Here is a 20,008-nt window from a genome sequence, read left to right on the forward strand (position 1 = left end):
GAGCCCTCGTGCCCACAGTTGAAATGGAACGTCGCCAGGTGGTGGTGATCGGTGCCGGTCCGTCCGGGGCCATCGCCGCTGCGCTGTTAAAGCGCAAAGGCCATGATGTATTGATCATCGAGCGCCAGCATTTTCCCCGCTTCTCGATTGGCGAAAGCCTGCTGTCCCACTGCATCGACTTTATCGAAGAAGCCGGCATGCTCGACGCCGTACAGGCGGCGGGTTTCCAAGTGAAAACCGGTGCCGCATTCGCCTGGGGCGAGCGCTACAGCGCGTTTGATTTCAGCGATACGTTCAGCAACGGCAAGCCCACCACCTTCCAGGTGCAGCGCGGCGAGTTCGACAAGTTGCTGGCGGATCAGGCAGCCGTTCAGGGCGTAGAGATCCGCTACGGCGAAACCATCGTCGGTGTGGATTTCAGCGGCGAGTGCCGCTACCTGCACGTACGTCGCGAAAACGGCAGCGAGTACCACCTCAAGGCCAAGTTCGTGCTCGACGCCAGTGGCTACGGCCGTGTGTTGCCGCGCCTGCTGGACCTGGACGTACCGTCGACTTTTCCGGTGCGCCAGGCCGTATTCACCCACGTTGAAGACCGCATCGAACACCCGGGCTTCGACCGTACCAAGATCCTCGTAACCACCCACCCGACCCAGCGCGATATCTGGTTCTGGACCATCCCGTTCAGCGACGGCCGCTGCTCGGTGGGCGTGGTCGCGGCCAAGAGACATTTCGACGGCCGCGACGGCGACCTCGATGCCTGCCTGCGGGGCTTTATCGATGAAACCCCGAGCCTGTCCGGCGTGCTGCAAAACGCTGTGTGGGATACGCCGGCGCGCACCATCGGCGGCTATTCGGCCAACGTCAAAACCCTTCACGGCCCAGGCTTTGCACTGCTGGGCAACGCGGCGGAATTCCTCGACCCGGTGTTTTCCTCCGGGGTAACCATCGCCATGCGTTCGGCGAGCATGGCCGCCGGCGTGCTGCACCGTCAGCTCAAAGGTGAAACCGTCAACTGGCAGACCGAGTTTGCAGAGCCGTTGAAGCGAGGTGTCGATACCTTCCGCTGCTACGTCGAAGGCTGGTACGCCGGGACCTTCCAGGATGTGATTTTCCATCCGGACAGCTCGCCGGAGATTCGTCGGATGATCAGCGCGATCCTCGCCGGCTACGCGTGGGATGAACGCAACCCGTTTGTCAGCGAGCCCAAGCGACGGTTGCGCATGTTGTCGGAGATTTGTGCGAGTGAACCGGTATGAGCAGCCAGTATTTAAGTAAGAACTACGTCGAAGAAACCAAATTTGGCCTCTGGTTCCTGCGCAGTCACACCTGGCAGCATCGCGTGTTACGCGTGGCGATCAACGACTTGCGCAGCCTGTTCACGGAGCCATTGCCTGAGGCGCCGGTACTGCTGGACGCCGGTTGCGGTCAGGGCAAATCCTTCACGCTGTTGCAGCAGGTATTTGCGCCTTCACGGTTGATCGGCCTGGACGCAGACCCCCACAGCCTGGAGTTGTGCCAGGTTGAGGCCACGCGCCAAGGGTTGAGCGTCGAGCTGATCGGCAGCGACTGCGCCACCCTCGACGTGCCAGACGCCAGCGTCGACATCCTGTTCTGTCACCAGACCTTCCACCATCTGGTTGAACAGCACCGCGCCCTCAAAGAGTTCTATCGTGTACTCAAGCCCGGCGGCTATCTGCTGTTTGCCGAGTCCACCGAAGCCTATATCGACACCTGGGTCATCCGTTGGCTGTTTCGCCACCCCATGCACGTGCAGAAAAGCGCCGAAGAGTACTTGCAGATGCTCCGCGAGCAGGGCTTCGAGTTTGGCCCGCAGAACGTCTCGTACCCGTATTTGTGGTGGAGCCGCTCCAGCGACTTCGGCCTGCTCGAGCGCTGGGGCCTGCGCCAGGCGCCACCAGTGGGCCAGCGCGAAGAAACCCTGGTCAACTGCGTGGCACGCAAACCCCTGGCGAGTACTGCCCCATGATACGCATGCTGTTGATGGGCTGCCTGTTGCTGCTGAGTGCCTGCGCCAGCCAGCCACCGCTGCCCGAGAAAACGCCGGTCCTGGCCCTGCCGCTGCAGCTGCATGTGCAGCGCCTGGCCGACGGCCAGAGCCAGGACTGGCTGCTGGTGATCCAGCGCGAAGGCGCGGCGATTCGGTGGTCGATGATGGACCCGCTGGGCATCCCACAGGCCCGGCAAAAGCTGATCAATGGCGAGTGGCAGGCCGATGGCTTGCTGCCGCCCAATCCGCAGGCCAGGGAGCTGTTTGCCGCATTGCTGTTTGCGCTGACATCGGCAAATGACGTGCGCGCGCTTTACCCCAGCGCGCAGGCGATGGACCTGACGCGCACCCTGCCGGGGCATTGGCAGATCGTGTATCAATCGTCCGAGGTCTTCAGCGTGAACATGACGGGGAAGCCCTTGAGCTACCGCATCACGCCGCTCGGGGCTGCCCGATGACCGCCTACCTCAACGCCCTGGGCATAATCTGCGCCCTCGGCCGTGGCCAGGCCGAGGTCAGCCGCAGCCTGTTTGCCGGTGACTGCTCGGGCATGCGCGCCGAAAGCGGCTGGGTGCCGGAGCGCGTGCTGCCGGTGGCCGGTGTGCACGGCGAACTCGCCACCATCCCGCTAGAACTGGGCCAGCAGAGCAGCCGCAATAACCAGTTGCTGCTGGAAGCAGCGTTGCAGATCGAAGACGAGATCCGACAGGCGATCAATACCCACGGCACATCACGGGTGGGTATTGTGCTCGGCACCAGCACCTCGGGCATCGACGAAGCCAGTCGCGGGATTGCCCATTACCTGCGGGAAAACCAGTTCCCCGGCGACTACGACTACCAGCAACAGGAACTCAGCGCCCCGGCAAACTTCCTCGCGGACTGGCTGCAACTGAGTGGCCCGGCCTACGTGATCTCCACCGCCTGCACCTCCAGCGCCCGCGCGCTGATGAGTGCCCAGCGCCTGCTGGACCTGGGCGTGTGCGATGCAGTGATCTGCGGCGGCGTCGACAGTTTATGCAAGTTGACCCTCAATGGCTTTACCGCGCTGGATGCCGTGTCGAACGAGCGCTGCAACCCGTTTTCGGCGAACCGCAACGGCATCAATATCGGCGAAGCAGCGGTGTTGTTCCTGATGAGCAAGGAACCGGCGCCGATTGCCCTATTGGGCAGCGGCGCGAGTTGCGATGCGCACCATATTTCCGCGCCCGAACCCTCCGGCAAAGGTGCTCTGAAATCAATGTGCAAGGCGCTAACCAGCGCAAAGTTGCAGCCCGAACAGATCGGTTATCTGAACCTGCACGGCACCGCCACCCAGCATAACGACGCCATGGAAAGCCTGGCCGTCGCCAGCCTATTCCCGGAAGGCGTGCCCTGCTCGTCGACCAAACCCATGAGCGGGCATACCCTGGGCGCAGCCGGCGCCCTGGAAGCGGCGTTCTGCTGGTTGAGCCTGGTCCATAAGCGGGTGCCGCCGCATGTATGGGACGGCCAGCCCGACCCGGCACTGCCCGCCCTGCAGTGGGCGCAGGCCGCGCAAGCCCTGGAAAAACGCTGCCTGATGAGCAATTCGTTTGCCTTCGGCGGCAACAATGTCAGCCTGATTATCGGAGAGGCCCCATGATCGATTGGCCACTCGCCGAACTGCTGCCCCATGCCGGCGACATGATCCTGATCGACCAGGTGCTGTCGTTCGATGAAGAGCAGATTCACACCCGCGCGACCATCAAGCCCGGCTGCCTGTTCAACCGCCCGGACGGCAGCCTGCCGGCCTGGGTCGGCATCGAGTTGATGGCACAAAGCGTCGCCGCCTATGCCGGTTGCCGCGCCCGCCAGAAAGGCAAAGCGGTGGAACTGGGCTTCCTGCTCGGCACACGTAAGTTCGAGTGTAACGTGGAGCACTTCCCGGCAGACGCCGAGCTGACGATCCACGCCCTGCGCTCCCTGGAAGACGACAACGGCATGGGTGTGTTCGAATGCCACCTTACCGGCAGCGGTATCCAGGCCAGCGCCCGCTTGAATGTATTTCGACCGCCCCAGGCGGCCACCTATTTAGATGAATCGAAGGACGAAACGCCATGACTGAATCCGTACTGGTCACCGGCTCCAGCCGTGGCATCGGCCGCGCCATCGCACTGCGCCTGGCACAGGCCGGGCATGACATCGTGCTGCATTGCCGCAGTGGCCGTGCCGAAGCCTGCGCGGTACAGGCCGAGGTTGAAGCCCTGGGACGCCAGGCGCGGGTGCTGCAATTCGATGTGGCGGATCGCGCGACGTGCAAGGAAATCCTTGAAGCCGACGTAGAGCAAAACGGCGCCTATTACGGCGTGGTGCTCAACGCCGGTCTGACCCGTGACGGTGCGTTTCCGGCGCTGTCGGAAGACGATTGGGATGTGGTGATGCGCACCAATCTCGACGGTTTCTACAACGTCCTGCACCCGGTGATGATGCCGATGATTCGTCGTCGCGCCGCCGGGCGCATTGTGTGCATCACCTCGGTTTCCGGGTTGATCGGCAACCGTGGCCAGGTTAACTACAGTGCCTCCAAAGCCGGGTTGATCGGTGCGGCCAAGGCCCTGGCCATCGAACTGGGCAAGCGTAAGATCACCGTCAACTGCGTCGCACCCGGCTTGATCGACACCGCGATGCTGGATGAAAACGTACCGGTGGAAGAGCTGATGAAGATGATCCCGGCGCAGCGCATGGGCACGCCTGAAGAGGTGGCCGGCGCAGTGAACTTCCTGATGTCGACCGAAGCCGGCTACATCACGCGCCAGGTCCTGGCGGTGAATGGAGGCTTGTGCTGATGAAACGCGTCGTAGTGACCGGTATGGCCGGCATGACCTCCCTGGGCGGTGATTGGGCGACCATTGCCGCCAACTTCCGCGCCAACCGCAGCGGCATCCGGCGCATGGACGAGTGGGACCGTTTTACTGAATTGAACACCCGCCTGGCCGGGCCAATCGACGATTTTGTCGTGCCCGCGCACTGGACGCGCAAGCAACTGCGCAGCATGGGCCGGGTGTCGCGCCTGGCGGTGTGGGCCGCGGAGCAGGCGTTGCAGGACGCCGGTTTGCTCGGCGATGAGTCGATCAAGGACGGGCGCATGGGCGTGGCCTGCGGCTCGTCCACCGGCAGCACCGACGAGATCAAGGCGTTCGGCAACATGCTGCTGAACTCGGTGGCCGAGGGACTGAATGCCAACTCCTACGTGCGCATGATGCCGCACACCACGGCGGCGAATATCAGCATCTTCTTTGGCCTCACCGGACGGCTGATTCCTACGTCAAGCGCCTGCACCAGCGGCAGCCAAGGCATCGGCTATGCCTATGAGGCGATCAAGTTCGGCCGCTTGCCATTGATGCTCGCCGGCGGCGCCGAAGAACTGTGCCCCACCGAAGCCATGGTGTTCGACGCGCTCTACGCCACCAGCCTGAAAAACGACGCGCCGCAAACCAGCCCACGCCCCTATGACAGCGGGCGCGATGGCCTGGTGATCGGCGAAGGCGGCGGGATGCTGGTGCTCGAAGAACTGGAACACGCCCTGGCGCGGGGTGCGCATATCCACGCCGAGCTGGTGGGCTTTGGCAGCAACGCCGACGGCCAGCACACCACGCGTCCGGAGCAGAAAACCATGCGCCGCGCGATGGAACTGGCCCTGGAAGATGCCGGGCTTGAGCCTTCCGCGATTGGCTACGTGAACGGTCATGGTACTGCCACCGACCAGGGCGACATCGCCGAGACGCAGGCCACCAGCAGCCTGTTCGGCGCCCGCATGCCCATCAGTTCACAGAAGAGCTTTCTCGGTCACACCCTGGGTGCGTGCGGCGCACTGGAGTCGTGGTTCAGCATCGAGATGATGAACCGCAACCAGTACGTACACACCTTCAACCTGGATTCAGTGGACCCGCAATGCGGCGAGCTGGATTACCTGCAAGGTGAATTCCGCGAGATGCACAACGATTACGTGATGAACAACAACTTTGCCTTTGGCGGCGTCAACACCTCGCTGATCTTCCGCCGCTGGTCCTGACTTTTTAATCGATTGGTGAATACGCAATGTCTTCCTTGCTACGCGCGACCCTGATCACCCTGGCCTTGCTGACCACCGCTGGCTGCACCAGCAAACCAGTGCTCAACACCCAGCACGACCTGCCGGCCACTGCCCAGGTCAGCGAAGAGAAAATGAAAACGGTGATCGTCAACGCCCTGCAAAAGCGCGAATGGACGGTACAACGCCTGAGCCCGCAATTGGTGCAGGCCGAGATCACCGTGCGTAACCAGTACTACGCCGCCATCGACATCCGCTACACCCGCAACAGCTACGCCATCACCTACCGCGACAGCCGCGAACTGGGCTACAAAGACGGCAAGATCCATCGCAACTACAACCGCTGGGTGAGCATGCTGGACCGCGACATCATGGCGGCGTTGCGCAGTAATGGCGTGAGTGAGTCTGGGAATGCGGCGCAGTTGTTTGAGCAGACGGGCACTTCGAAATAAAACTGGCGCTCGCTGCGCGCCAGAAACGACAAAGATCAAAGGTGGGAGTTGGCTTGCCTGTGATGCGGACGACTCGATGGATCAGGTATGCCGAGGGGATGCTATCGCAGGCAAGCCAGCTCCCACATCGATCTGCTTCGCTTTGAAGTACGCGTTCTTACTGAGCGGATTTACGCGTCAACAACTCCACAAACGCCGCTGCCATCGGCGTCTGCGCGCCTTTTCGCTGCACCAGCCACACCGCCGTCACCGCCTCCGGATCCAGCAGCGTGCGATACACCACCCCGTCGATCCGTATGCGCTGATAGGAGGCCGGCAACACCGACACGCCCAGCCCCGCCGCGACCAGGCCAATGATGGTCATCGCCTCCCCCGCTTCCTGGGCAAAGTGCGGGCTAAACCCGGCGTCACGGCACAGGCTGAGCAACTGCGCGTAGAGCCCACTGCCATAGCTACGCGGGAAAAACACGAACGGTTCTTCCGCCAGCTGCGCCAGGTGCAGGCCATGCTCACTGCCAGCTACCAATGGATGGCCGGCGTTCATTACGGCCACCAGCGGTTCGCGCATCAGCTCGACCACACTCAATGAATCCGGCAACGGCAATGGCCGCATCAGCCCGACCTGAATAGACTCATCCACCAGCGACTCGGCCACCTCGGTGCTGCTCATCTCCTGCAGATTGAGGTGCACCGCCGGAAACGCCTGGCGAAACGCAAAGATCGCTTGGGGAATGCTGGAGTTAAACGGTGCCGATGACGTGAAGCCGATCTTCAATTCGCCCAGCTCACCCAACTGCGCCCGGCGCGCCACGTCCGCCGCTTTGTCGACCTGAGCCAGCACCAATCGCGCCTCATGCAGGAACAACCGTCCCGCCTCGCTCAGCTCGACCCGACGATTGGTACGCTCAAACAAACGTGCACCCACTTCCTGTTCCAGCGCCTGAATCTGCTGGCTCAGCGGCGGCTGCGAGATGCCTAGCACCTGCGCAGCCCGGCCAAAGTGCAGTTCTTCGGCGACGGCAATGAAGTACCGCAAGTGACGCAATTCCATACAGGCCTCATTAGGTCGTAAAAGCTATCAAACAGGTCGAACAATATATTGGAAAGAATCATTAGCCAGCTATATTCTTTTTTGCATGGCCGGTCCTGGCACGCTCTTCCTCCCCGAGGTCCCCGTGAATTCTGCTGTCGCTCCACTCGCTCAAGAAGTCCCGCCCACTGCCCTGGATGAGGTGGTGGCCCAGCTCAATGACGCGTACATCGAAAAAGGCACACCGATGTTCATGCGTACGGTACTCGCGCTGTTCTCCGGGGGGTTCGCCACCTTTGCCCTGCTGTATTGCGTGCAACCGATGATGCCGGCGCTGTCCCACGAGTTTTCCATCAATGCAGCGCAAAGCAGCCTGATCCTGTCCGTGTCCACTGCGATGCTCGCGCTGGGCCTGCTGATTACCGGGCCGATTTCCGACACCCTGGGACGTAAACCGGTGATGGTCGCCGCGCTGTTCTGCGCGGCGCTCGCGACGATTGCCAGTGGTTTGATGCCTTCCTGGGAGGGGATTTTATTCATGCGCGCGCTGGTGGGCCTGTCACTGAGCGGCCTGGCCGCCGTGGCCATGACCTACCTGAGCGAGGAAATCCACCCGCAGCACATCGGCCTGGCCATGGGCCTATACATTGGTGGCAACGCGATTGGCGGCATGAGCGGGCGCCTGATCATCGGCGTGTTGATCGACTTCGTCAGTTGGCACACCGCAATGCTGATCATTGGCGCCCTGGCGCTGATCGCCGCCACGGTGTTCTGGAAAATCCTCCCCGAATCGCGCAACTTCCGCGCCAGCAGCCTCAAGCCGCGCAGCCTGGTGGACGGTTTTGTCATGCACTTCAAGGACGCGGGCCTGCCGTGGCTGTTCCTTGAAGCGTTCCTGCTGATGGGTGCGTTCGTGACGATGTTCAACTACATCGGCTATCGCCTGCTGGCCGATCCCTACGGCCTGAGCCAAGCCGTGGTCGGCCTGCTGTCGCTGGTCTACCTCTCGGGGATCTACAGCTCAGCGAAAATCGGCTCCCTGGCCGACCGCCTCGGCCGCCGTCGCGTATTGTGGGCCACCATCGTGCTGATGCTTGCGGGCATGACGCTGACCTTGTTCACACCGCTATGGCTGATTGTGCCGGGCATGCTGATCTTCACGTTCGGCTTCTTCGGCGCCCACTCGGTGGCCAGCAGCTGGATCGGCCGCCGCGCGGTGAAGGCCAAGGGGCAGGCGTCTTCGTTGTACCTGTTCTGCTACTACGCGGGATCGAGTGTGGCGGGGACGGCGGGTGGGTTCTTCTGGCACTACGCCGAATGGAACGGGATTGGGGCGTTTATCGTGGCGTTGTTGATTGGGGCGTTGCTGGTGGCGTTGAAATTGGCGAAGTTGCCGCCGTTGCAAGGTGCAAAAAGCACGTAACACCTGCGCCTCTAGCGGTTCTGCCGGGCCAAGGTACACTGACGGCATTCGTCAGCCTTGGTAAAGGAAAGCCAGATGCGCCTGGACCAGCTTCATATTCAGAATTTTCGTTGCTACGATGAGGCCACTTTTGACTTCCAACCCGGGTTTAATCTGGTCGTGGGGGTTAATGGGAGCGGCAAGACTTCGTTGCTGCAAGCGGTGGCGTCAAGCCTTTGCAACTTCTCAGGCGCCATGGGCAGACACGAGGCCCATATATCAGATCAAGATGTACGGTTTACCGTTCAGCAATTCAATGACCGTTTCAGGTATGAGCACATCTATCCACTGGTGTTGAGTGCTACAGGTTCTGCATTTGGCCTCACCAATTGGAAGATTTCCAAGGATCGTAAAGACCAGTCACAAAGCCACAACTATGAAATTCATACGACCCTCTCAAAAAAAATCGATCACCTAGATTCAGAGCATATCTTCGATCTTCCACTGTTTACTTTCTACCGAGCTAACCGCCGATGGACATCGGCCCAAGTGTCTCCCGAACTTGCAGCGACACAGAAATCGTCAAGACTCGATGCGTATGTAGATTGGTTTGATGCAGCTGTAAATTTACAAAATTTTGAAAGTTGGTTCATAGGAAAAACTCTAGAACGCTTACAACGTATTTCCCGATCAGACTCTTCACGGGATTTTGACGATGAGCTTCATTGGGTAAATACAGCGCTAAAATTTGCATTACCTGACTCGAAAGGCATTGAGTACGACTTGGGGCTTCGTACGTTGCTAGTGCATGTCGACGAACAGATTAGTTTGCCTTTTAGCAGTTTAAGCGATGGGCAACGCGGCATGATCGCTCTGGTTTCAGATATTGCCAGACGTATGTGTCTCCTAAACCCTCACATGGGAAGTCGAGTTTTAGAAAACACCTATGGCATCGTTATTATTGATGAGCTCGATATCCACCTGCATCCCGGATGGCAGCGCAGTATTGTTTCAGCGCTGAAAAACGCATTCCCGAAGATCCAATTTATTGCTGCCAGTCACTCACCGCAAATAATCGGTGGTTTGAAGCCTGGTGAAATCATGCTCTTGAATAAAAGGGATGCCTCACACCCTCACGTTTCCTACGGACTTGACTCCAGCAGAGTTCTGGAGGAAATCATGGGAGTCTCCGAACGCGAACCAGAAATTGAAACGCTCCTCAGCGAACTCTTCAGTACCCTCGAAGACAATGACTTTAAAAAAGCCAAAGCTCAGCTTCAAGCACTCAAGGAAAAAGCTCCCGGCCTTCCCGAGTTCTTAAGAGCTGAGGCGCTTCTTAAGCGTAAGGAGATGATTGGTCGATGAAGCGAGTTATCAAAGGCACTGAACCTGCATCATTTACCGAGTGGAAGTCGATGGCGAATGAAGCGTGGTCTCCCACCTATTCAGAGCTACGACATCCACAGAAAAAAGAGCTACATGCCAGCCTGCTGACCGAACAAGGTTATGCCTGTTGTTATTGCGGAGACAAAATCACCCTGGACTCGAGCCATATTGAACACTTTCGCCCCCAGAAAAACCATAGTCATTTGGACTTGGAATACACCAATCTCCACGCATCCTGCCAAGGTGAAACGGAAACGCCCAAGCCGGCACATTGCGGCCATAGCAAGGGGAGTGACTTCTGCGAAGATTCTCATATATCTCCGCTAGAGGATAACTGCGAAAGCCGTTTCAGATTTACATTACTGGGTGAAATCAAAGGCAGTAATGACGATGTTTCTGCCGAAGCTATGATCGAACTGCTCGCACTTGACATTGAGTTCTTGAATAGCCGCCGCAAGGAAAAGCTGGAAGGTGTTTTCGATAACGACTTTCTAGCTGATTTCACGATTGAGGAGCTGGAGAAAATCATCCAGCGATCTCGTCAGCCCCTCAGCGGTCAACATGAAGCTTTCGATCATGTCGTTGCCCGCTACGCGGAGCAGCTACTCGGACATTAACCAACAAAAACGCCCGGCATAAACCGGGCGTTTTCTATTGTGCGACGATCACTCGTGGTATTGCGCCGACAACTCGTGCACCGCACGCAGGAAGGCACCGGCATGTTCCGGGTTCACTTCCGGCGTAATGCCATGACCGAGGTTGAATACATGCCCGGTGCCCTTGCCGTAGCTGGCGAGGATACGGCCGACTTCGGTGCGGATCGCTTCCGGCTTGGCGTACAGCACGGTCGGGTCCATGTTGCCTTGCAGCGCCACACGGTTGCCCACGCGCTGACGGGCTTCGCCAATGTCGCACGTCCAGTCCAGGCCGAGTGCGTCTGCACCTGCGTCAGCAATGCTTTCCAGCCATAGGCCGCCCCCTTTGGTGAACAGGATGACCGGAACCTTGCGGCCTTCGTGTTCGCGGATCAGGCCGCTGACGATTTTGCGCATGTAAGCCAAGGAGAACTCCTGGTAGGCCGCCGCCGACAGGTTGCCGCCCCAGGTGTCGAAGATCTGCACCGCTTGCGCGCCAGCCATGATCTGGCCGTTGAGGTAGCTGGTAACCGACTGTGCCAGCTTGTCCAGCAGCAAGTGCATGGCTTGCGGGTTGTCGTAAAGCATGGCCTTGGTCTTGCGGAAGTCTTTCGACGAACCGCCTTCGACCATGTAGGTGGCCAGGGTCCATGGGCTGCCGGAGAAGCCGATCAGCGGCACGCGGCCGTTGAGTTCACGGCGGATGGTGCTGACGGCGTCCATCACGTAGCCCAGGTCCTTGTGCGGGTCCGGGATCGGCAGGGCTTCGATGTCGGCCAACGTGCTGACGACTTTCTTGAAACGCGGGCCTTCGCCGGTTTCGAAGTACAGGCCTTGGCCCATGGCGTCAGGGATGGTGAGGATGTCGGAGAAGAGGATGGCCGCGTCCAGTTGCGGATAGCGGTCCAGTGGCTGCATTGTGACTTCGCAGGCGAACTCCGGGTTCATGCACAGGCTCATGAAGTCGCCGGCGTGGGCGCGACTGGCGCGGTATTCCGGCAGGTAGCGACCGGCCTGGCGCATCATCCACACGGGGGTGACGTCCACGGGTTGCTTGAGCAGGGCACGAAGGAAACGGTCGTTCTTCAGGGCAGTCATGTCGGCATCCGCAAAAAAAGTGCGGGCATTTTCTCAGAGCCAGAAGGAGAAAGACAGTGACTAGCGACAAGCTACAAGCGGCAAGTTAAAAGCGCATTTGCTTTCACTTGCCGCTTGCAGCTTGAAACTGGCAGCTAACATCGCTAGACGTTCAGGTAATCCAGAATCCCTTCGGCAGCGTTACGGCCTTCGAAGATCGCGGTCACTACTAGGTCAGAACCGCGCACCATATCGCCACCGGCAAAAATCTTCGGGTTGCTGGTCTGGTGCTTGTACTGGCCTTGTTCCGGGGCTACAACGCGACCCTGGCTGTCGGTCTGAATCTCGAACTGCTCGAACCACGGCGCCGGGCTTGGGCGGAAGCCGAAAGCGATGACAACGGCGTCAGCCGGGATGATCTCTTCAGAACCCGGGATCGGCTCAGGGCTGCGACGGCCACGGGCGTCCGGTTCGCCGAGACGGGTCTCGACCACCTTCACGCCTTCGACGCGGTCTTCACCGACGATAGCGATCGGCTGGCGGTTGTAGAGGAATTTCACGCCTTCTTCCTTGGCGTTCTTCACCTCTTTGCGCGAGCCGGGCATGTTGGCTTCGTCACGACGGTACGCACAGGTCACCGATTTGGCGCCCTGGCGGATCGACGTGCGGTTGCAGTCCATCGCGGTGTCACCACCGCCGAGCACCACAACCTTCTTGCCTTTCATGTCGACGAAATCTTCCGGCGACTTTTCAAAGCCCAGGTTGCGATTCACGTTGGCGATCAGGAAGTCCAAAGCGTCATGCACACCCGGCAGGTCCTCACCGGCAAAGCCGCCCTTCATATAGGTGTAGGTGCCCATGCCCATGAACACGGCATCGTATTCGGCGAGCAACTGCTCGATGGTCACGTCTTTGCCGATCTCGGTGTTCAGGCGGAATTCAATGCCCATGCCGGTGAACACTTCACGCCGGTTGCTCAGTACGGTTTTTTCCAGCTTGAACTCGGGGATGCCAAAGGTCAGCAGGCCACCGATTTCCGGGTTCTTATCGAACACCACCGGGGTTACGCCACCCCGTACCAGCACGTCGGCGCAGCCCAGGCCAGCAGGCCCGGCACCGATGATCGCGACGCGCTTGCCGGTCGGCTTGACCTTGGACATGTCCGGGCGCCAGCCCATGGCGAACGCGGTGTCGGTGATGTACTTCTCGACCGAACCGATGGTTACCGCACCGAAGCCATCGTTGAGGGTGCACGCCCCTTCACACAGACGGTCTTGCGGGCACACCCGGCCGCACACTTCCGGCAGGGTATTGGTCTGGTGCGACAGCTCGGCGGCGGCGAGGATGTTGCCCTCGGCCACCAACTTGAGCCAGTTGGGAATGAAGTTGTGCACCGGGCACTTCCATTCGCAATACGGGTTACCGCAACCCAGGCAGCGGTGGGCCTGGTCGGCCGAGTGCTGGGGTTTGAAGGGTTCGTAGATTTCCACGAACTCTTTCTTGCGTTGACGCAACAGTTTCTTCTTCGGATCTTTGCGCCCGACATCGATGAACTGGAAGTCGTTATTCAGACGTTCAGCCATGTTAAAACCTCATCAAACTCTTCAGGCGCATGTCACTGCGGGTTGGCACGGATGCTGGAAAGCAACGATTTCAGGTTGGCCGCCTTGGGCTTGACCAGCCAGAAACGACGCAGGTAATCATCGAGGTTTTCGGCGAGGTTACGACCCCATTCGCTGCCGGTTTCCTCAACGTACTCGTCCAGCACGTGCTGCAAGTGGTTCCGATAGGATTCCATGGCTTCGCCGCTGATCCGCTGGATCTCGACCAACTCGTGGTTGACCTTGTCGACGAAGGTATTGTCCTGGTCGAGCACGTAGGCGAAACCGCCGGTCATGCCTGAACCGAAGTTGTAACCGGTCTTGCCCAATACGGCGACAAAGCCCCCGGTCATGTACTCGCAGCAGTGATCGCCAGTGCCTTCCACCACGGTGTGAGCACCGGAGTTACGCACGGCGAAACGCTCACCGGCGGTACCGGCGGCGAACAACTTGCCACCGGTGGCGCCGTACAAGCAGGTGTTGCCGATGATGGCACTGTCCTGGCTCTTGTAGACGCTGCCTTTAGGCGCAACGATCACCAGCTTGCCGCCGGTCATGCCCTTGCCCACGTAATCGTTGGCATCGCCTTCCAGGTACATGTGCAGACCACCGGCGTTCCACACGCCAAAGCTCTGGCCCGCAGTGCCGTTGAAGCGGAAGGTAATTGGCGCCTTCGCCATGCCTTGGTTGCCGTGCTTGCGCGCGATTTCGCCGGAGACGCGTGCGCCGATGGAACGGTCGCAGTTGCAGATATCCAGGGCAAATTCGCCACCGCTGGCGTCGTTGATCGAGGCGCCGGCCATTTCGACCATCTTCTCGGCCAACAGGCCTTTGTCGAAGGGTGGGTTGCGGTCCACTTGGCAAAACTGTGGCTTGTCTGCCGGGATGTGGTCGCTGCCCAACAACGGCGTCAGGTCCAGGTGCTGTTGCTTGGCGGTCTGGCCTTCGAGGATCTCCAGCAGATCGGTGCGCCCGATCAGCTCTTCCAACGAACGCACGCCCAGCTTGGCCAGCCACTCACGGGTTTCTTCGGCGACGTAGGTGAAGAAATTCACCACCATGTCGACGGTGCCGATGTAGTGATCCTTGCGCAGCTTCTCGTTCTGCGTCGCCACACCGGTGGCGCAGTTGTTCAGGTGGCAGATGCGCAGGTATTTGCAGCCCAGGGCAATCATTGGCGCAGTGCCGAAGCCGAAGCTTTCAGCGCCGAGGATTGCAGCCTTGATCACGTCGAGGCCGGTTTTCAGGCCGCCGTCGGTCTGCACACGGACTTTGCCGCGCAGGTCGTTGCCGCGCAGGGTCTGGTGAGTTTCAGCCAGGCCCAGTTCCCATGGCGCGCCGGCGTACTTGATGGAGGTCAGCGGGGATGCGCCGGTGCCGCCGTCGTAGCCGGAGATGGTGATCAGGTCGGCATAGGCCTTCGCGACACCCGCGGCAATGGTGCCCACACCGGCTTCCGCGACCAGTTTCACCGAGACCAGGGCCTGCGGATTGACTTGTTTCAGGTCGAAAATCAGCTGCGACAAATCTTCAATCGAGTAGATATCGTGGTGCGGTGGTGGCGAGATCAGCGTCACGCCCGGCACTGCGTAACGCAGCTTGGCGATCAAACCGTTGACCTTGCCGCCGGGCAGTTGGCCGCCTTCGCCAGGCTTGGCGCCTTGGGCGACTTTGATCTGCAGCACTTCGGCGTTGACCAAGTACTCCGGGGTTACACCGAAACGGCCCGTCGCCACCTGTTTGATTTTTGAGCTTTTTAGGGTGCCGTAGCGCGCCGGGTCTTCACCGCCTTCGCCGGAGTTGGAACGCGCACCCAGGCGGTTCATGGCTTCGGCCAGGGCTTCGTGGGCCTCAGGCGACAAAGCACCGAGGGAAATACCCGCGGAGTCGAAGCGCTTGAGGATCGATTCCAGCGGCTCGATTTCGCTGATGGCCAGCGGCGTGTCCAGGGTTTTCACTTTGAACAGGTCACGGATCATCGACACCGGGCGGTTATCCACCAACGCAGTGTATTGCTTGAACTTGGCGTAGTCGCCCTGCTGCACGGCGGCTTGCAGGGTGCTGACCACATCCGGGTTGTAGGCATGGTATTCGCCACCGTGCACGAACTTGAGCAGGCCGCCTTGTTGGATCGGCTTGCGCGCGCTCCAGGCTTCCGCGGCCAGGGCTTTCTGTTCGGCTTCGATGTCGACGAAACGCGCACCCTTGATGCGGCTTGGCACGCCACGGAAGCTCAAATCGCAGACTTCTTCGGACAGGCCGATGGCTTCGAACAACTGCGCGCCACGGTACGAAGTGACAGTGGAGATACCCATCTTCGACAGAATCTTCAACAGGCCCTTGGTGATGCCTTTACGGTAGTTCTTGAACACCTCGTAGAGGTCGCCCAGCACCTCACCGGTACGGATCAAATCACCGAGCACTTCGTACGCGAGGAACGGGTACACCGCCGAAGCGCCGAAGCCGATCAACACCGCAAAGTGGTGCGGGTCGCGGGCTGTGGCGGTTTCGACGAGGATGTTGGAGTCGCAACGCAGGCCTTTTTCGGTCAGGCGGTGGTGTACCGCACCGGTCGCCAGGGATGCGTGGATCGGCAGCTTGCCCGGCGCGATGTGACGGTCGGTCAGCACGATCTGGGTACGACCGGCGCGCACGGCTTCTTCGGCCTGGTCGGCGACATTGCGCACAGCGGCTTCAAGGCCGAGGCTCTCGTCGTAGTTCAGGTCGATGCTCTGGCGGTCGAAGCCTGGGCGTTCCAGAGTCATCAGCGAGCGCCACTTAGCCGGGGACACGACCGGCGAGCTGAGGATCACGCGGGAGGCATGCTCAGGCGATTCCTGGAAGATATTGCGCTCGGCACCGAGGCACACTTCCAGGGACATTACGATGGCTTCGCGCAGCGGGTCGATCGGCGGGTTGGTCACCTGGGCGAACTGCTGGCGGAAATAGTCGTACGGCGTACGCACACGCTGGGACAGCACGGCCATTGGCGTGTCATCGCCCATGGAGCCGACCGCCTCGTAGCCTTGCTCACCGAGCGGACGCAGCACCTGGTCGCGCTCTTCAAACGTGACCTGGTACATCTTCATGTACTGCTTGAGCTGGTCGACGTCGTAGAAAGCCGAACCGTGGTCGTTGTCTTCCATGGTCGCCTGGATGCGCAGGGCGTTCTTGCGCAGCCATTGCTTGTACGGGTGACGGGACTTCAAACGGTTGTCGATGGCGTCGGTGTCGAGGATCTGCCCTGTTTCGGTGTCCACGGCGAGGATCTGGCCAGGGCCTACGCGGCCTTTGGCGATGACGTCTTCCGGCTTGTAGTTCCACACGCCGATTTCCGACGCCAGGGTAATGAAACCGTTGGTGGTGGTGACCCAACGCGCCGGGCGCAGACCGTTACGGTCGAGCAGGCACACCGCGTAGCGGCCGTCGGTCATTACCACACCAGCCGGGCCATCCCACGGCTCCATGTGCATCGAGTTGTACTCATAGAACGCCCGCAGATCGGGGTCCATGGTCTCGACGTTCTGCCACGCAGGCGGAATGATCATGCGCACGCCACGGAACAGGTCGATGCCGCCGGTGACCATCAACTCGAGCATGTTGTCCATGCTGGAGGAGTCGGAACCCACACGGTTGACCAGCGGGCCGAGCTCTTCCAGGTCCATCAGGTCGTTGGCGAACTTGGTGCGACGGGCCACGGCCCAGTTGCGGTTGCCGGTGATGGTGTTGATCTCGCCGTTGTGGGCGAGGAAGCGGAATGGCTGGGCCAGCGGCCATTTCGGCAGGGTGTTGGTGGAGAAGCGCTGGTGGAACACGCAGATTGCGGTTTGCAGGCGCTCATCGCTCAGGTCTGGATAGAAGGCGGTGAGGTCCGCCGGCATCATCAGGCCTTTATAAATGATGGTCTTGTGCGAAAAGCTGCAGATGTAGTGCTCGGTATCGGCGGCGTTGGACACGGACGAACGACGACGCGAGGTGAACAGCTTGATCGCCATGTCCTGGTCGCTCAGGCCATCGCCAGCGATGAACACTTGTTCGATCTGCGGCAGGCGCTCAAGGGCCAGGCGGCCGAGCACGCTGGTGTCGATCGGCACTTTGCGCCAGCCAACGAGTTGCAGGCCCGCAGCGAGGATCTCGCGGTTCATGTTCTCGCGAGCGGCCTCGGCTTTAACCGGGTCCTGGTTGAAAAACACCATGCCCACGGCGTACTGCTTGGGCAGGTCGACCGCGAAATGCTGTTTGGCGATGGCACGCAGGAACTGGTCGGGCTTTTGAATGAGCAAGCCACAACCGTCACCGGTCTTGCCGTCGGCGTTGATCCCACCACGGTGGGTCATGCAGGTCAGGGCCTCAATGGCCGTTTGCAGAAGGGTATGACTGGGCTCGCCCTGCATATGGGCTATCAGGCCGAAACCACAGTTATCCTTGAATTCATCGGGTTGATACAGACCTGCTTTCATAGACACTTTCTCACCAGGCTGCCTCTTATACCGAGGCAAATTTCTTTTCAATTCAACCGGTTACCTTCCACGCCGAACGTACGCCGGCTTAGCGGGGGCAAAAGGGAGGTCATTGTACACACCGACACAGACGCTCACAAATTTAGCGACGAAATGTCGCAAATCTATGTCGCATTTATGAAAGGTTTAAAGCGATATGCTGTGCTAGTCAAAACTTTTTTAATTCTGACCGCTACGACTCAAAAGCTACGTGACGCAGACACCACAAAGCGCGCGGCCTTCAGGGCTGCACGCTGTTGTAGTTTTTTGAGGTGCCGGGAGGGCGGCCTGGGTAAGGCCGCCGGACCTTCAGCGAGTTGTTGCGAGTTCTTGTTGAACGCTGGCAACAGTGCGAGGCCAAGGTTTACCAGCCTGAACCTTCGCTGGCAAGGATTTGATCGCGGAATCTGCGGCAGCGCGGCTGGAGAAGCTGCCGTAGGTGATCACGTAGAGAGGCTTGCCGTTAAGCATTTTCTTGAAATAACGGTACTCGCCGCCCTGCTCTTTCACGAACGCCTGGGCATTGGCTTCCGAGCTGGTGCCAAGGATCTGCACCACGAAGTTGCCGGTTGGCTGGCTGGCGTACCAGCTGCTGCCAGCGGCGCCGGCTTTGGCGACAGTGGCGGCTGGTTTTTCAGCAGGCTTGGCAGCCGGAGCTGGCTTGGCGGCAGGTGCTGGCGCGACCGGCTTGGTCACTGGCGCAGGCTTGGCAGTGGCCACCGTAGGCGCAGGTGTTGGCGTGGCAGCCGGCTGGCCCGCTGGCACGCCCGCAGGTGGTGCGGTGGTGGTCACGGTCGGCGGCGTAGCGCTGGAACCTTCCACCGGCACACCGTCGTCACCTTCGGCAATGCCACCCGCTTCTTCAGCGAGCGGGCCGCGCATGACGGGCTGGCCGACCATCGGCAGGTTGGTCGGTTGGCCGGAGTTGGCAAACTCAACGTTTGGCGTGGGCTTACCCAGTGGCAACTGCGCCTGTTCGGTTGGCGCGCCGGCAGTGGTCGGTGCTTTGCTGCGACCCGGGATCAACCAGGCAGCCGCTACAGCGACCACGACAACGGCGGAAATCGCCAATACGTGCTTCTTAGGCATAGTGAACCCCATCTTTGGACGCTTGACCGCGGTGCGGCTGGCAATCATGGCTTCGATCATGGCATCGCGGGCAACCTGATTGATGTTGCCAGGCCAGCCGTCGGAGCTTTCGTGAATATCAGAGATCTGCGCAGCGGAGAAAAGTTCGATACCCGCCCCGGCGCCCTCCAGGCGTTGAGCCAGGTATTCGCGAGTTTCTTCCTCTTCGTACGGCTGCAGCTCGATGACGTGGAACAGCTCCTGATCACCACTGATCTGCTCGAGGTCGGCGATCAACGACGACTCGCCAAACAGGAACACGTGCGGGCGACCTTCCGGCGTACCCGCCGCCAGCGCCAACAGCGCTTCCAGAGCCGATTCGTCGAGCTGCTCGGCGTCATCCACCAGCAGGTAGACTTCCTGGCCGGTCAGACCGAGCTGCACAACCTGCTTGAGGATCGCGTTCGGCTCGGCTGTGGCCACGTCCAGCGCCTGGGCAACCTGGCGCAACACGCCGGCCGCATCACCGGCACCACGGGCTGACACCACCACACTCTGTACCGACTGCTTGTTGGTGCTAGCCACCAGGGCCTGGCGCAGCAGCGTCTTGCCGCTGCCCAACGGGCCGGTCACGACCAGCAGCAGTTGGCTGTAGCGCGCCAGGTGATGCAACTGACCAAGCACCGGTTTGCGCTGGGCCGGGAAAAATTTGAAACCAGGCACCCGTGGAGCAAAGGGGTCGTGGCTTAACTGGTAGTGGCCGAGGAACGCCTCGTCGGCATGCAAACTAGTCATCGGGTCT

General features: G+C 60.2%; 16 protein-coding genes. 11 read left to right on the forward strand and 5 right to left on the reverse strand.

The window, feature by feature from the left end:
- Positions 1-8 precede the first annotated feature (8 nt).
- Genes AACY44_RS03425 through AACY44_RS03460 form a run of 8 tightly spaced genes read left to right on the forward strand, consistent with a single transcriptional unit; the run spans position 9 to position 6,508 of the window.
- A complete protein-coding gene (locus tag AACY44_RS03425; protein ID WP_339427276.1) occupies positions 9-1,256 on the forward strand; it encodes an NAD(P)/FAD-dependent oxidoreductase in 1,248 nt (415 codons plus the stop codon).
- Positions 1,253-1,987, forward strand: a complete 735-nt coding sequence (locus AACY44_RS03430) for a class I SAM-dependent methyltransferase (RefSeq protein WP_339415569.1) — start codon at positions 1,253-1,255, stop codon at positions 1,985-1,987. The genes AACY44_RS03425 and AACY44_RS03430 overlap by 4 nt, the downstream gene beginning before the upstream one ends.
- Complete coding sequence (locus AACY44_RS03435) at positions 1,984-2,466, forward strand: hypothetical protein (protein WP_339415568.1); 483 nt, start codon at positions 1,984-1,986, stop codon at positions 2,464-2,466. The genes AACY44_RS03430 and AACY44_RS03435 overlap by 4 nt, the downstream gene beginning before the upstream one ends.
- On the forward strand, positions 2,463-3,629 hold the full coding sequence (locus AACY44_RS03440) for a beta-ketoacyl-[acyl-carrier-protein] synthase family protein (RefSeq protein ID WP_339497531.1): 1,167 nt from the start codon (positions 2,463-2,465) through the stop codon (positions 3,627-3,629). The genes AACY44_RS03435 and AACY44_RS03440 overlap by 4 nt, the downstream gene beginning before the upstream one ends.
- Positions 3,626-4,087 carry a hotdog family protein gene (locus AACY44_RS03445; RefSeq protein ID WP_339529800.1) on the forward strand — a complete coding sequence of 154 codons (462 nt, stop codon included), beginning with the start codon at positions 3,626-3,628 and terminating at the stop codon, positions 4,085-4,087. Before AACY44_RS03440 ends, AACY44_RS03445 begins: the two co-directional genes overlap by 4 nt.
- Positions 4,084-4,812: a 3-oxoacyl-ACP reductase FabG gene (gene fabG, locus AACY44_RS03450; protein WP_339529802.1), complete on the forward strand. Its 729-nt coding sequence runs from the start codon at positions 4,084-4,086 to the stop codon at positions 4,810-4,812. The genes AACY44_RS03445 and fabG overlap by 4 nt, the downstream gene beginning before the upstream one ends.
- A complete protein-coding gene (locus AACY44_RS03455) occupies positions 4,812-6,038 on the forward strand; it encodes a beta-ketoacyl-ACP synthase (RefSeq protein ID WP_339415564.1) in 1,227 nt (408 codons plus the stop codon). The genes fabG and AACY44_RS03455 overlap by 1 nt, the downstream gene beginning before the upstream one ends.
- 26 nt (positions 6,039-6,064) lie before the next feature.
- On the forward strand, positions 6,065-6,508 hold the full coding sequence (locus tag AACY44_RS03460) for a hypothetical protein (protein ID WP_339415563.1): 444 nt from the start codon (positions 6,065-6,067) through the stop codon (positions 6,506-6,508).
- A gap of 157 nt (positions 6,509-6,665) precedes the next feature.
- On the opposite strand, the gene AACY44_RS03465 is transcribed toward AACY44_RS03460, so the two are convergent.
- On the reverse strand, positions 6,666-7,559 hold the full coding sequence (locus AACY44_RS03465) for a LysR family transcriptional regulator (protein WP_339415562.1): 894 nt from the start codon (positions 7,557-7,559) through the stop codon (positions 6,666-6,668).
- A gap of 124 nt (positions 7,560-7,683) precedes the next feature.
- Here AACY44_RS03465 and AACY44_RS03470 point away from each other — a divergent pair, with 124 nt between their 5' ends.
- The 3 genes from AACY44_RS03470 (at position 7,684) to AACY44_RS03480 (ending at position 10,943) form a co-directional block, all read left to right on the forward strand.
- Entirely contained in the window at positions 7,684-8,961 is a 1,278-nt protein-coding gene (locus AACY44_RS03470; RefSeq protein ID WP_339427277.1) for an MFS transporter, read from the forward strand.
- Positions 8,962-9,036: 75 nt separating this feature from the next.
- Positions 9,037-10,305, forward strand: a complete 1,269-nt coding sequence (locus tag AACY44_RS03475; protein WP_339435790.1) for an AAA family ATPase — start codon at positions 9,037-9,039, stop codon at positions 10,303-10,305.
- Positions 10,302-10,943 (forward strand): retron system putative HNH endonuclease, encoded by a 642-nt coding sequence (locus AACY44_RS03480; protein WP_339427279.1) that lies wholly within the window; start codon positions 10,302-10,304, stop codon positions 10,941-10,943. Before AACY44_RS03475 ends, AACY44_RS03480 begins: the two co-directional genes overlap by 4 nt.
- Before the next feature lie 48 nt (positions 10,944-10,991).
- Here the strand turns inward: AACY44_RS03480 and hemE are convergent, their stop codons facing one another.
- The 4 genes from hemE to AACY44_RS03500 form a co-directional block, all read right to left on the reverse strand.
- Positions 10,992-12,059, reverse strand: a complete 1,068-nt coding sequence (gene hemE / locus AACY44_RS03485; protein WP_339415560.1) for a uroporphyrinogen decarboxylase — start codon at positions 12,057-12,059, stop codon at positions 10,992-10,994.
- A gap of 143 nt (positions 12,060-12,202) precedes the next feature.
- Entirely contained in the window at positions 12,203-13,621 is a 1,419-nt protein-coding gene (locus tag AACY44_RS03490; protein WP_339415559.1) for an FAD-dependent oxidoreductase, read from the reverse strand.
- A gap of 32 nt (positions 13,622-13,653) precedes the next feature.
- The gene (gltB, locus tag AACY44_RS03495; protein ID WP_339497532.1) at positions 13,654-18,099 is read right to left on the reverse strand and encodes a glutamate synthase large subunit; all 4,446 of its coding nucleotides are present in this window, start codon (positions 18,097-18,099) and stop codon (positions 13,654-13,656) included.
- Positions 18,100-18,447: 348 nt separating this feature from the next.
- On the reverse strand, positions 18,448-20,001 hold the full coding sequence (locus tag AACY44_RS03500) for an SPOR domain-containing protein (RefSeq protein WP_339427280.1): 1,554 nt from the start codon (positions 19,999-20,001) through the stop codon (positions 18,448-18,450).
- Positions 20,002-20,008 lie beyond the last annotated feature (7 nt).

The organism is Pseudomonas sp. RA_15y_Pfl1_P11, assembly GCF_963970975.1.
Classification (GTDB): domain Bacteria; phylum Pseudomonadota; class Gammaproteobacteria; order Pseudomonadales; family Pseudomonadaceae; genus Aquipseudomonas; species Aquipseudomonas tritici.

Excerpts from the sequence above, each read along its gene's own strand:
- AACY44_RS03430 (WP_339415569.1), top strand. The coding sequence starts at position 1,253 with ATGAGCAGCCAGTATTTAAGTAAGAACTACGTCGAAGAAACCAAATTT.
- AACY44_RS03435 (WP_339415568.1), top strand. The coding sequence starts at position 1,984 with ATGATACGCATGCTGTTGATGGGCTGCCTGTTGCTGCTGAGTGCCTGC.
- AACY44_RS03440 (WP_339497531.1), top strand. The coding sequence starts at position 2,463 with ATGACCGCCTACCTCAACGCCCTGGGCATAATCTGCGCCCTCGGCCGT.
- AACY44_RS03445 (WP_339529800.1), top strand. The coding sequence starts at position 3,626 with ATGATCGATTGGCCACTCGCCGAACTGCTGCCCCATGCCGGCGACATG.
- fabG (WP_339529802.1), top strand. The coding sequence starts at position 4,084 with ATGACTGAATCCGTACTGGTCACCGGCTCCAGCCGTGGCATCGGCCGC.
- AACY44_RS03455 (WP_339415564.1), top strand. The coding sequence starts at position 4,812 with ATGAAACGCGTCGTAGTGACCGGTATGGCCGGCATGACCTCCCTGGGC.
- AACY44_RS03460 (WP_339415563.1), top strand. The coding sequence starts at position 6,065 with ATGTCTTCCTTGCTACGCGCGACCCTGATCACCCTGGCCTTGCTGACC.
- AACY44_RS03465 (WP_339415562.1), bottom strand. The coding sequence starts at position 7,559 with ATGGAATTGCGTCACTTGCGGTACTTCATTGCCGTCGCCGAAGAACTG.
- AACY44_RS03475 (WP_339435790.1), top strand. The coding sequence starts at position 9,037 with ATGCGCCTGGACCAGCTTCATATTCAGAATTTTCGTTGCTACGATGAG.
- AACY44_RS03480 (WP_339427279.1), top strand. The coding sequence starts at position 10,302 with ATGAAGCGAGTTATCAAAGGCACTGAACCTGCATCATTTACCGAGTGG.
- hemE (WP_339415560.1), bottom strand. The coding sequence starts at position 12,059 with ATGACTGCCCTGAAGAACGACCGTTTCCTTCGTGCCCTGCTCAAGCAA.
- AACY44_RS03490 (WP_339415559.1), bottom strand. The coding sequence starts at position 13,621 with ATGGCTGAACGTCTGAATAACGACTTCCAGTTCATCGATGTCGGGCGC.
- gltB (WP_339497532.1), bottom strand. The coding sequence starts at position 18,099 with ATGAAAGCAGGTCTGTATCAACCCGATGAATTCAAGGATAACTGTGGT.
- AACY44_RS03500 (WP_339427280.1), bottom strand. The coding sequence starts at position 20,001 with ATGACTAGTTTGCATGCCGACGAGGCGTTCCTCGGCCACTACCAGTTA.